Below are 12,874 nucleotides of genomic sequence, written 5' to 3' on the forward strand. Positions count from 1 at the left end.
TCATGTGTCAGAGCTGCGTAACACAGGCAAAGATGGCCGAAGGTATTCCTGAAACTATGAAAGCGGTCGTGGCCTATGCCCCGAAAGATTACCGCCTCGAGGTTGTAGCCGTCCCCAAAGTGGGGCCGAAAGAGATCCTGATAAAGGTTGAAGCCTGCGGGATTTGTGCCGGTGATGTTAAGGCATTTGAAGGCGCCGCAAGTTTCTGGGGAGATGAAAAGCAACCGGCTTACATCAAGGCTCCGATGATCCCAGGCCATGAATTTATTGGCCATGTTGTGGGCTACGGTGAGGGGGTAGAAGGATTCAATCTGGGCGACAGAGTAATTTCTGAGCAGATTGTGCCCTGTTGGGAATGCCGCTTCTGTAATCGTGGCCAGTACTGGATGTGTGAGAAACACGACCTATACGGTTTCCAAAATAACGTCAATGGCGGTATGGCGGAATACATGAAGTTCACCAAAGAGGCCATTAACTATCATGTGCCCGCCGATATGCCGATTGAAGATGCCATTCTGATCGAACCCTATGCTTGTTCATTCCATGCAGTGCAGCGCGCCAACATCAAGCTGGGTGACGTCGTTGTTCTGGCAGGCGCCGGTACGTTGGGGTTGGGCATGATTGGTGCGATCAAGAAATCTGGTGCAGCCAAGCTGGTGGTGCTCGACCTTTCAGACGATCGTCTGGCATTAGCGAAAAAGTTTGGTGCAGACATTGTATTGAACCCGCTACGTGATGATGTGATGAGTATTGTCAAAGGCATGACCGAAGGCTACGGCTGCGATATCTATATTGAGGCGACCGGAGCGCAGAAATCTGTTGAACAAGGTCTAATGCTGATCCGCAAACTGGGCACTTTTGTTGAGTTCTCGGTGTTTAAAGATCCGGTTACCGTTGATTGGAGCATTATCAGCGATAGAAAAGAGCTGGATGTCCTGGGCTCACACCTTGGCCCTTATTGCTACCCGCTGGTAATTGAAGGGATCCGTAACGGCGATCTGCCTACCGAAGGGGTTGTCACCCAAACGCTACCACTCGAACAGTTTGCCGAAGGGTTCGAAATGATGAAACGCGGCATCGGCTCAATCAAAGTGGTACTCAATCCCAACCTGTAAGACCTGCATCAATCTCCAGGTGCGGGTAAACCTGCACCTCAACAATGACATGTGCTGAGGTGTTCTATGTGGAATGGACTGATTCATCGCATTGGCCTTTCGCCAAAATTAATGCTCGGTTATGCCGGTGTGCTGGTATTCATGATGGGGGAAGGGCTGGAGCAAGGCTGGCTTTCACCTTATCTCATTGGCAAGGGGTTAACTATTCAGGAGTCGGCGCTGCTGTTCAGCGTTTACGGCTTTGCGGCCGCGATTTCTGCCTGGTTCTCCGGCGTGCTGGCGGAAATCTTCACTGCTCGCCGGGTCATGCTGGCCGGATTATTGCTGTTTCTGTTGGGATCGGTGTGTTTTCTGGCCTGGGGCCTACCCAGTAATAACCTTGCGGTCATGATCCCGACTTACGCGCTGCGTGGATTAGGCTACCCGCTCTTTGCCTATGGTTTTCTGGTATGGGTCGCTTATGAAGCCCCGCCCGAAAGGTTGGGCTCTGCGGTGGGGATCTTCTGGTTCGTCTATAGCGGTGGTTTAAGCGTGTTGGGCGTGCTCTACTCCAGCGTAATGCTGCCGTATCTGGGCGAAATCCAAACGCTGTGGAGCGCATTAATCTTTGTGGTTCTGGGCGCGATGATTGCGCTGATGCTTAACCGCACACCTGGTCAGGCTGAAGTGGGTAATAAAGATAAAGCCACTCTCAGTTATGTGCTGAAAGGGATCACTATAGCCTTTGAGAATCCAAAAATTGGTCTGGGGGGAATTGTTCGTACCATCAATACCTCTGCGGCGTACGGTTTTGTGGTGTTTATGCCGATGTACATGATGGATATGGGCTTTAGCCGCACTGACTGGTTACAGATGTATGCCGCACTGTGGACGGTCAACATTATCTTCAACCTGATCTTTGGTGTGATCAGCGATGGATTAGGCTGGCGCAACGTTGTCATGTGGTTTGGTTGCGTCGGCTGCGCAATCACCACACTGATGTTCTATTACGCACCTTATTTCTTCGGCCCCAACTACTTGCTGACCGTCACTGCGGCTGGCTTATTTGGTGCTTGTCTGGCGGCCTTTGTGCCACTTTCGGCGATTATGCCAACGCTTGCGCCGGAAAATAAAGGTGCGGCCATGTCGGTGCTGAATCTCGGTGCCGGTCTGAGTACTTTCGTGGGGCCTGCTGTCGTCGGGTTATTTATTGGCAGCTTGGGGAGCAGCGGCGTGATATGGATTTTCACCGGCATGTATCTGTTCAGCGGCGTCCTGATGAAGTTTGTCACTCTGCCTAAGCCGACTATTACGTCAGTGAAAGAGCATCATCAGAGCCTGACTGTATAAGGGGGTATCTATGTTTACCGATCATGGCGGAAGTGCATTGCAAGGCAAAGTCGCACTGATAACTGGAGGAGCGGCTGGGATTGGGTTGGCAATCGCGGAATGTTTTCTGCAACACGGCGCTCAGGTGGTGTTGCTGGATCGCTCGCCGCAGGTGGTGGAGATCGCTCGGCAACTGGATCCACAGCAAGCGTTGGGTATTCTCACCGACGTCACTGACAAAAACTGTGTAGAACAGGCTGTTGCGCAGGCGAAAGCCCACTTCGGGCGGTTGGACGTGTTGGTCAACAGCGCCGGGATCGTTGCCTTATACCCTGCGGAAGAACTACCCGAAGAGGCCTGGGACAATACTCTGGCAGTCAATCTTAAGGGTGTTTTCCTCATCAGTCAGGCGGTGGGACGCTATTTAATTGAGCAGGGCAGCGGTTGCATTATCAATCTGGCCTCGCAGGCTGGGGTTGTGGCATTGCCCAATCATCTTGCCTACTGTGCCAGCAAGGCGGGCGTGATTGCTATGACGCAGGTATTGGCGCTGGAGTGGGGGCCGGACAACGTGCGCGTCAACGCCATTTCTCCAACCGTAGTGATGACCGAGTTGGGGCGCAAAGCCTGGTCGGGGCCAGTTGCTGAACAAATGAAACAGAAGATCCCGCTGGGTCGCTTTGCCGAGCCGCAAGATATTGCTGCCAGCGCGCTATTTTTGGCAAGCGATGCGGCCAGCATGATCACCGGAGCTAACCTGGTAGTTGACGGCGGTTACACCATTCAATAATCCCGAACTTGGGAGAAGGAGAGGCAATAATGAACAGAATCATTAACGATCCCGATCATGTCGTGGAAGATGCCATTCAGGGCTATCTGAAAGCACACCCAGAATATTTCGCCGCAACCGACAACGCGCGAGTGCTGAAATACCCTGCTGCGCCGATCGCTGGCAAGGTAGGAATTGTTACCGGGGGCGGTTCTGGGCATGAGCCCGCGTTCCTTGGCTATATTGGCAAGAATATGCTCGATGCCGTGGCGATTGGTGAGATTTTCTCTTCTCCAACTGCCGGAGCATTTCTGGATGCTTTCAAGGCCGCAGACAGCGGTGCGGGGGTAGCGTGCCTGTATGGCAACTACGCTGGCGACAATATGAACGTCAAAATGGCCATGAAGAAGGCGGCAGCCGCAGGTATCGCGGTGAAAACCGTGGTCGCCAATGATGATGTTGCCTCCGCCCCTGCCAACGAGATCGAGAAACGGCGTGGCGTAGCCGGTGAAATCCTGATGTGGAAGATTGGAGCGGCAGCGGCGGCACAGGGTTACGATCTCGACGGGGTGATTGGTGCCGCGCAGAAAGCCATCGACAATTGCCGCTCGATTGGCGTTGGGCTCAGTTCTTGCACCATTCCCGCAGTGGGGAAACCCAACTTCCATATTGCTGATGGCAAAATGGAGATCGGCATTGGCCACCATGGTGAACCAGGGATTGAAGTTTCCCCCATTCAGTCGGCCTCCGCGATGGCCAGCACCATGCTTGATTTCGTGCTCAACGACATGCCTTTGGGCAAGGGGCAGGAGGTTGCCTTGCTGATTTCTGGCCTGGGAGCTACGCCGGTCATGGAGCTTTACATTTACTATGCAGAGATAGAAAAACGGCTTACGGAGCGAGGCGTTAAGGTTCATCGCCGTTATGTTGGCAACTACTTTACTTCGCTGGAAATGATGGGAGTGACATTGACGCTGATGAAACTCGACACTCAATTGAAAACGTTACTCGACATGCCCGCCCATTCACTCGGCCTGACTCAAGTGGAGTAAACCATGAGCGCACAGATTTCGACACAGTATGGCAATGAGATTGTAATGGCATTAATCGGCGTGATCGTCAGTAACCGCGAGTATCTCAGTGAAATCGATGGCGCCATCGGCGATGGCGACCACGGCATTAATATGTCCAAGGGATTTACCCTCTGTGGTGAGGCGATCAAGGGCCAGAAATTAACTTTGGCGCAGGGGTTTGATGCGGTATCAGACGCCTTGATGGAGGGGATTGGTGGCTCTATGGGGCCCTTGTATGGCAGCTTCTTTATGGGCATGGCTGATAGCGTGCGTGGCAAAGCGGAGCTGGATAAGCAGGCGTTTCTGGCTATGCTGCGCAATGGGCTCACTGAATTGCAGGACATCAGCAGTGCTGGTGTCGGTGACAAATGCCTGATGGATGCGCTGCTCCCGGCGATAGCGTATTTTGAACAGGCGGTGCAGCAAGGGGAGAGCTTCAGTGAGGCTCTGCAACATATGAAATTGGCGGCTATCGCTGGCCGTGACTCCACGCGCGATCTGGTGGCAAAGATTGGCCGTGCCAGCCGTTTAGGGGAGCGTTCACGTGGTGCGTTGGATGCCGGTGCGGTATCCTGTTGTTTATTATTGTGCCAACTGGCTGACACGGTGGAACAACGGTTGAATACCGTTACTGTCTGCTAGCGAGCAATCCAGTATGATGAGGTGGGTTCGGCAATCTGAGCCCACCTTTTATCGTTTATACTCTAAATAATTCGAGTTGCATGTAGGCGGCAAGACCGAGAGTTGCCAGGAGCATAGCCCACTATGTGACTGGTGCGAACGGACGTAGCCAACATCCATGTAGCTTGGAGTATGACGAGTATAACGCTCATCTGCCGAGGGGAAACGTGTAACGGATGGAAAAAAAAACAGGCTCCCAGGATAACGAACTGCTGACCGAGATCGCCGTAGCGTATTATCAGGACGAAATCACTCAGGAAGAGATTGCAAAAAAGTTTGGTATCTCGCGGATTAAGGTTGGGCGCTTACTTAAACGCGCCAAAGAAGAAGGTATTGTCGAGATCACCGTCCGTTATCATCCGGTGTTCAGCACGCGGCTGGAACAGCAGATGTTGGAGCGGTTCCCGATTGGTCGGGCATTGATTGCACTTGATTATCAGGATGAAGAGGAGCAGCGGCGTCAGGTGGCGGCGTTGGTTTCCGGCTATCTGGCCATGTCGCTGAAAGATGATATGGTGCTGGCCGTGGGCCAGGGGCGCAACGTTGCCGCTATTGCCGATCACGTGGGCAGCGTAGCGCCCAAAAACTGCAAGTTTATCTGTGGTATTGGGGGTACTCATCGCCCCGGCGATGCCATCAATGCCGATCACATCAGCCGCCGTCTGGCGAAGAAATTTGGCGGTAGCAGCGAAACGTTGTATGCCCCGGCGTATGTGGAAAACCGCGCACTCAAACAGGCGTTTATGCAAAACGGCACCATTAAGGAGACGCTGGATCGGGCGCGTAAAGCCGATGTCGCTTTGGTGGGAATCGGCGATATGAATGAAAATAGCTATATGGTGAAGCTGGGCTGGTTCACTCCTCATGAGATTATCGACGCCAGCCTGAACCAAGGCGTAATTGGTGATATCGCCGGATATGACTTTTTCAATGCGCAAGGAATGCATGTTGACACGGTAATGAACGATCGCGTCATTGGCCTGAGCATCGATGAACTGCGCAAAATCCCCTGTGTGATCGCCATTGCTTCCGAGAACACCAAAGCGCTGGCCATACTGGGCGCGCTGCGAACCGGGGCGATTGATATTATCGCCACCAGTGCCCTGAATATCCGCACCATTCTCAATATGTCGCAGTAATACCCCAACCAATAGAAACCAGCCCAACCGTCCTGGTGGAAGATTCGCTGGTTTTCTGCCCGAAGTTCTGGGCCATCCAGGTCATATTGATTGTTGTCTGTTTTTTGTTCTGCTCAGCATCATTTAAGGGTTTATTTGCGAATTTCGCTCAAGGTTATGGCACGCTTCAAAGTTTGTGATGATTCTCTCACTATACTGGTTCGGCGTTATCTACCCGCCATACTTCGAGCTGCAGGCGTGTCTTGCCCTTCCGGGGCCGCTGCAAGCGCAGTCAAATCGGTTTCTGACCGATTTGTCATGGGCTTGCCGTCTTCCTGCAATCCGAATTATCTAGGGTATAGCCTTACCTCAACATAAAAGCAGAAAGCAAAGGAATCCATAATGGACGAACAGCTCAAACAGAGTGCTCTTGATTTCCATCAGTTTCCTGTCCCAGGGAAGATCCAGGTATCACCCACCAAACCGCTGGCAACGCAGCGCGATCTGGCTTTGGCTTACTCGCCGGGCGTGGCAGCACCCTGTCTGGAAATTGCAGCCGATCCGCTTGCTGCCTATAAATATACGGCCAAGGGTAACCTGGTTGCGGTGATCTCCAACGGTACGGCAGTTTTGGGGCTTGGTAATATCGGTGCACTTGCCGGTAAGCCGGTGATGGAAGGTAAAGGTGTTCTGTTTAAGAAATTCTCCGGTATTGACGTGTTCGATATCGAAGTCGATGAACTCGATCCTGACAAATTGATTGACGTGATTGCCGCGTTGGAGCCAACCTTCGGCGGCATCAACCTGGAAGATATCAAAGCACCTGAGTGTTTCTATATTGAGAAAAAACTGCGCGAACGCATGAATATCCCGGTATTCCATGACGATCAGCACGGGACAGCGATTATTACTACCGCTGCGGTGCTCAACGGCCTGCGGGTGGTGAAAAAGAATATCTCCGACGTCCGCCTGGTGGTTTCCGGGGCTGGTGCTGCTTCGATTGCCTGCCTTAACCTGTTGGTGGCACTGGGCTTGAGCAAGCAGAATATTACCGTCTGTGACTCCAAAGGTGTGATCTACCAAGGCCGCGACGCCAAGATGGAAGCAACCAAAGCGGAGTATGCGATTGCGGATAACGGCCAGAGAACGCTGGGGGACGCCATCCCGAATGCCGACATCTTCCTGGGTTGCTCAGGCCCCGGCGTATTGACGCAGGATATGGTGAAAACCATGGCGCGGGATCCGCTGATCATGGCGCTGGCCAACCCTGAACCGGAAATTCTGCCGCCGCTGGCCAAAGCGGTACGTCCGGATGCAATTATCTGTACTGGGCGCTCAGATTTCCCTAATCAGGTTAACAACGTTCTGTGCTTCCCATTCATCTTCCGTGGCGCACTGGATGTTGGCGCAACTACCATCAACGAAGAGATGAAGCTGGCCTGTGTGCATGCGATTGCCGATCTGGCGCTGGCTGAGCAGAGTGATGTGGTGGCTTCGGCGTATGGCGGTCAGGATCTCTCTTTTGGCCCGGAATATATCATTCCTAAACCGTTCGATCCGCGTCTGATTGTGAAAATCGCTCCTGCGGTGGCAAAGGCAGCTATGGATTCTGGCGTGGCGATGCGCCCAATCGAAGACTTTGATGCTTACGTTGAGAAACTGACCGAGTTCGTTTACAAAACCAACCTGTTCATGAAGCCGATCTTCTCGCAGGCGAAGAAAGAGATAAAGCGCGTAGTAATGGCGGAAGGCGAAGAAGAACGCGTACTGCATGCCACACAGGAATTGGTTTCGCAAGGCTTGGCTTACCCGATTTTGGTTGGCCGCCCGAACGTGATCGAAATGCGTCTGAAGAAACTGGGCCTGCATCTGACCCCGGGCAAGGATTTTGAAGTGGTGAATAACCAATCGGATCCGCGCTTCAACGAATACTGGGGTGAGTATTACCAGATTATGAAACGTCGTGGCGTTTCGCAGGAACAGGCCCGCCGTGCGGTGATCGGCAACCCAACGCTGATCGCAGCCATCATGCTGCTACGTGGGGAAGCCGATGCCATGATTTGTGGCACTATCGGCAGCTACCATGAGCATTATGAAGTGGTGGAGAAAGTGTTTGGCTTCCGTGAAGGGGCGCATGTTGCCGGTGCAATGAACGCTTTACTGCTGCCGAGTGGTAACACGTTTATCGCAGACACTTACGTCAATGACGATCCGACGCCGGAACAACTGGCGGAAATAACGCTAATGGCGGCGGAAACGGTACGCCGCTTTGGTATTGAGCCGAAGGTAGCGCTGTTGTCGCACTCAAGCTTTGGCTCTGCTGAAGGGGCCTCGGCCAACAAAATGCGGAAAACGCTGGAACTGGTAAACCAGATGGCTCCAGAGCTGGAGATCGACGGCGAAATGCACGGCGACGCTGCGCTGGTGGAAAGCATCCGTCATGATTTGATGCCGGACAGCCCGCTGAAAGGTTCAGCCAACATCCTGATCATGCCGAATATGGAAGCGGCACGTATCAGTTACAACCTGCTGCGCGTTTCTTCTTCTGAAGGGGTAACCGTCGGGCCGGTACTGATGGGGGTTGCCAAACCGGTACACATTCTGACTCCGATTGCTTCGGTACGCCGCATCGTCAATATGGTGGCGCTGGCGGTAGTGGAAGCACAAACTCAACCGCTGTAATAAGATAAAAACTGCCCCCTGCTGCTGTAGCCGCAGGGGGTTTTTTTTGACCCTGATATCACCAACGATTGCAGCATTATGCTTTGCACTGCTCGGCGATGGCTCGGATATCTGCTGGCGTGGTGCGGCAGCAGCCACCGATTAATCGGGCTCCGGTGCGTTGCCAACTGGCGATCTGATTAACCAGATGGCCCTGTTGATCGCCACATTGATGCCAGGTTTTAGTCACCGCATCGTAGTGCTCGCCGGAGTTGGGGTAAACCAGTAACGGTTTATTGCTTAGCGGAGCGAAGTGCTGCAACGCTGGAGCTACATTTTCCAACGCAATACAGTTGATCCCGACGGCCAGCACCTGCGGGTTGTCCTCCAGCACTGCTACTACGTCTTTCAGCGGTGTGCCGTCACTCAGATGTTGGCTATCCCGTAGCGTGAAAGAGAACCACGCACCCAGCGTTGGAAACTCCTGTAACAGCGCCAGCAGAGCGAGCAATTCGGCATAGGAAGGCAGCGTTTCGCATGCCAACAGATCAACACCGGCCTTGGCCAGGGCATTGATGCGCGGGCGATGGAACGCGATCATCTCTTGTTGTGGCAAATGATAATCACCACGGTATTCCGAGCCGTCAGCCAGATAGGCCCCATAAGGCCCGACGGAACCGGCGACCAGCAAGGGTAATGCCTGCGGGTGCAGGGCTAGGTAATCGCTCCGCGCCAGTTGCGCCAGTTGCACGCTTTTGGCGATCAGCGCCAACGACTGTTGTTCATCCAGGCCACGGCGCAGAAAGCCTTGTGGCGTGGCCTGATAGCTGGCGGTAATGGCACACTGGGCACCGGCGGTGAAGTAATCCAGATGTACCTGATAAATCAGCTGTGGGTTTTCAATCAGTACTTTTGCCGACCACAGCGGGTCGGTGAGATCGCAGCCGCGTGCTTCCAACTCGGTGGCTAATGCGCCGTCCAAAATCAGCGTACGGTTATCGGCCAGTAGCGGCAACAGGGGGTTATTAACCGACATGCTCTTCTCCAGTATTCAATAGTTTTTTCTGCCCGGCGCGGCGGGTCAGGTAATAGGCCAGATAACAGATCGCGACAAACGGCAGGCCGCAGTACAGGGCTATACGCTGTTCAGGATCGAACGCCAGGCCGATACAGGCCAGTAAGCACAGGGCAAAACCGACAATCGGCGTCAACGGGTAGCCTGGCGCACGGTATTTCAGCCCTTCGATGGGTTGGCCGCTACGCAAATACCGGCGGCGGAAAGCGTAGTGTGCAGCGCAAATACTCAACCAAACGGCCACAACCGCAAAACCGGAAATGGCAGACAGCGCCACAAATACCGTGTCGGGAGCGATCACGCTGGTCAGCAGCGCCAACACGCCGCCGAGCATACTGAACGTCAGCGCATTGATCGGAATACCGCGTGCGTTAATGCGGGAAAAATAAACCGGCAATGTCCCCTGATTGGCCAGCGACCATAGCATGCGCCCGGCAGCATAGAGCCCGGAATTGGCGGCAGAGAGAATGGCCGTCAGGATGACGAAATTGAAAATATCGGCGGCGTAAGGCACGCCAATACGTTCAAATACCAGCACAAAAGGACTTTTCACCACCCCAGCCTGTTCCATCGGGATCAGTGCAGCCAGAACGAATACCGTGCCGATAAAAAACAGCATCAGACGGATCACCGTGGTACGGATGGCGATAGGCACCACCTTTTCCGGGTTTTCGGTTTCACCGGCCGCAATACCGATCAATTCGGTGCCAGAAAAGGCAAAATTGACGGCGACCATGGTCATCAGGATGGGCAAAGTACCGTTGGGCAACCAGCCGGATGCGGTCAGATTATGCAGGAAAGGTGCCGGTGTGCCGTCTTTCATCGGTATCAGGCCGAACATGGCGCAACCGCCCAGCACGATAAAGGCCAGAATGGTAATGACTTTGATCAGCGAGAACCAGAATTCGCTTTCGGCAAAGAACCGGCTGGTGACAATATTAAGCAGGAAAATGGTCAGACAGAAAATCAGGCACCACAGCCACACCGGGGATTGCGGGAACCAGTATTGCATGCAGAAACCGGCGGCGGTCAGGCTGGAGCCCAGCGCGACGGTCCAGGTCAGCCAATATAGCCAGGCGACGGTATAGCCGGTTGCCGGGCCAAGATAGCGCGCGGCGTAGACGTGAAAAGCGCCTGTTTCGGGCATGGCAACCGCCAGTTCGCCCAGGCAGAGCATAACCAGATACACCACCAGTGCGCCGATCAGATAAGCCAGCAGGGTTCCCAACGCCCCGGTGGTGGAAATGATATAGCCGGTATTGAAAAACAGCCCGGTGCCAATCACACCGCCCAGCGACAGCATCACCAAATGCCGGGCTTTCATGGTGCGTTTGAATTGACCTTCTGTGGAAGCTGCAGATTGCATAACACTCCATCCGTATAGACGTCTAAATGGCTAATCTTATACGCCTAATGTGCTTTGAAATCAATGCGTGCTTCATAATAGTGAAACGGGTGTTCAGGTCGCCCGTTTCGCCTGTTGCAGCCATTTATCCAGTTCATTGGCGAACTGTTGGCGATCCCGTTGGTTAAGGGTGTTTGGCCCGCCGGTCTGGATCCCACTGGAGCGCAGGGTATCCATAAAGTCACGCATATTCAGGCGTTCGCGAATGGTATCTGGGGTATAGCGCTCACCGCGCGGATTCAGGGCAATGGCTCCTTTTTCAATCACTTCTGCTGCCAGCGGAATATCTGCGGTGATCACCAGATCGCCAGGTTGACAGCGACGGACGATTTCATTGTCTGCCACATCGAAACCTGCGGCGACCTGCAAGGTGCGAATATACTTCGAAGGCGGCGTTCGCAGCGGCTGGTTGGCCACTAACGTCACGGGCATGGCTGCACGATCGGCAGCACGGAACAGCACTTCCTTAATCACATTCGGACAGGCGTCTGCATCAACCCAAATCTGCATTATTTCTCCTCCTGTAACCAGTCACGTACCGGCAGAAAATCACGGTACAGCGCAGCTTCATGGCTGTTGGCGTCGGGCTGGTAATTGTATTCCCATCGAACCAGCGGCGGCATTGACATCAGAATGGATTCGGTGCGGCCACCGGTTTGCAAGCCGAACAGCGTGCCGCGATCCCAGACCAGATTAAACTCCACGTAGCGGCCACGGCGATAGAGTTGGAACTGGCGCTGATGATCGCTCCACGGCAACGCCCGGCGCTTTTCTACGATCGGCAGATAGGCATCCAGAAAGCCTTCGCCAACCGCTTGGGTGAAGGTAAAACAGGTGTCAAAGTCGGGAGTATTCAGATCGTCAAAAAACAACCCGCCGATGCCGCGTGCTTCGTTACGGTGTTTGATAAAGAAGTAATCGTCGCACCATTGCTTGTATTTCGGATAAATCTCGTCGCCGAATGGCGCACAGAGCTGGTGTGCCGTGCGATGCCAATGTATGGCGTCTTCCTCAAAGCCATAGAATGGCGTCAGATCGAACCCGCCACCAAACCACCACACCGGCTCTTCCCCCGGTTTCTCGGCAATAAAGAACCGCACGTTAGCGTGACTGGTAGGAATGTAGGGGTTGAGCGGGTGGATCACCAATGAAACGCCCATCGCTTGGAAACTGCGACCGACCAGTTCTGGGCGGTGTGCGGTAGCCGAAGGGGGCAGTTTACTGCCGGAAACATGGGAGAAGTTTACGCCGGCTTGCTCGAATACGGCACCGTGGGTGAGCACCCGGCTGCGGCCTCCGCCTCCTTCTTCACGCGTCCAGCGATCTTCGTTAAAGCTGGCCCCGCCGTCGGCCTGCGCCAATTGTTCACAAATGCGATCTTGCAGCGCCAACAGGAAGGATTTTACTGCGGCAATGGAGGGTAAACTCATACGGATTATTCACAACGTGTAACTGAACAGGGTGGCAAGTATATACGTTTCACCCTGCGAGTTGCAGGGTTAGCGCGGTTTTCGTTGGCGTGCATTGTAATATTGGAATACACCCAAGCAACTTGAAATATGAAGGGTATAAACCGAACTCGCCGTCGGCAATCGTTCTGTCTGTTCATTGTATGTGTCTCCAACATCCTATACCTATTTTGGGTGTAGCTGATAGAACGCTATTAATC

Annotated in this window: 11 protein-coding genes; 7 read left to right on the top strand and 4 right to left on the bottom strand. The window is 53.7% G+C overall.

The genetic code is table 11. The features are described 5' to 3' along the window. Window positions 1–2: 2 nt before the first annotated feature. From SAQUA_RS07790 to maeB, 7 genes are all read left to right on the top strand, one after another. Complete coding sequence (locus tag SAQUA_RS07790) at window positions 3–1,115, top strand: alcohol dehydrogenase catalytic domain-containing protein (RefSeq protein ID WP_380672309.1); 1,113 nt, start codon at window positions 3–5, stop codon at window positions 1,113–1,115. 66 nt (window positions 1,116–1,181) lie between these two features. Then, complete coding sequence (locus SAQUA_RS07795) at window positions 1,182–2,444, top strand: MFS transporter (RefSeq protein WP_380672311.1); 1,263 nt, start codon at window positions 1,182–1,184, stop codon at window positions 2,442–2,444. Window positions 2,445–2,454: 10 nt separating this feature from the next. After that, a complete protein-coding gene (locus SAQUA_RS07800; RefSeq protein WP_380672313.1) occupies window positions 2,455–3,213 on the top strand; it encodes an SDR family oxidoreductase in 759 nt (252 codons plus the stop codon). 29 nt (window positions 3,214–3,242) lie between these two features. After that, on the top strand, window positions 3,243–4,244 hold the full coding sequence (locus SAQUA_RS07805; protein ID WP_380672315.1) for a dihydroxyacetone kinase subunit DhaK: 1,002 nt from the start codon (window positions 3,243–3,245) through the stop codon (window positions 4,242–4,244). A 3-nt stretch (window positions 4,245–4,247) separates the two neighbouring features. Next, complete coding sequence (dhaL, locus tag SAQUA_RS07810) at window positions 4,248–4,907, top strand: dihydroxyacetone kinase subunit DhaL (RefSeq protein WP_380672317.1); 660 nt, start codon at window positions 4,248–4,250, stop codon at window positions 4,905–4,907. A gap of 215 nt (window positions 4,908–5,122) precedes the next feature. Continuing rightward, window positions 5,123–6,085, top strand: a complete 963-nt coding sequence (locus SAQUA_RS07815) for a sugar-binding transcriptional regulator (RefSeq protein WP_380672319.1) — start codon at window positions 5,123–5,125, stop codon at window positions 6,083–6,085. A gap of 381 nt (window positions 6,086–6,466) precedes the next feature. Next, window positions 6,467–8,746 (top strand): NADP-dependent oxaloacetate-decarboxylating malate dehydrogenase, encoded by a 2,280-nt coding sequence (maeB, locus tag SAQUA_RS07820; RefSeq protein ID WP_380672321.1) that lies wholly within the window; start codon window positions 6,467–6,469, stop codon window positions 8,744–8,746. A gap of 76 nt (window positions 8,747–8,822) precedes the next feature. Here the strand turns inward: maeB and mmuM are convergent, their stop codons facing one another. The 4 genes from mmuM to hemF form a co-directional block, all read right to left on the bottom strand. Beyond that, the gene (gene mmuM / locus SAQUA_RS07825; protein ID WP_380672323.1) at window positions 8,823–9,761 is read right to left on the bottom strand and encodes a homocysteine S-methyltransferase; all 939 of its coding nucleotides are present in this window, start codon (window positions 9,759–9,761) and stop codon (window positions 8,823–8,825) included. Beyond that, complete coding sequence (gene mmuP / locus SAQUA_RS07830) at window positions 9,751–11,166, bottom strand: S-methylmethionine permease (protein ID WP_380672325.1); 1,416 nt, start codon at window positions 11,164–11,166, stop codon at window positions 9,751–9,753. The genes mmuM and mmuP overlap by 11 nt, the downstream gene beginning before the upstream one ends. 93 nt (window positions 11,167–11,259) lie before the next feature. After that, window positions 11,260–11,715, bottom strand: coding sequence for a YaiI/YqxD family protein (locus SAQUA_RS07835; protein WP_380672327.1), 456 nt, complete (start codon window positions 11,713–11,715; stop codon window positions 11,260–11,262). Then, a complete protein-coding gene (gene hemF / locus SAQUA_RS07840) occupies window positions 11,715–12,635 on the bottom strand; it encodes an oxygen-dependent coproporphyrinogen oxidase (RefSeq protein ID WP_380672329.1) in 921 nt (306 codons plus the stop codon). The genes SAQUA_RS07835 and hemF overlap by 1 nt, the downstream gene beginning before the upstream one ends. Window positions 12,636–12,874 lie beyond the last annotated feature (239 nt).

Source organism: Serratia aquatilis, assembly GCF_044865145.1.
Lineage (GTDB): Bacteria > Pseudomonadota > Gammaproteobacteria > Enterobacterales > Enterobacteriaceae > Chania > Chania aquatilis.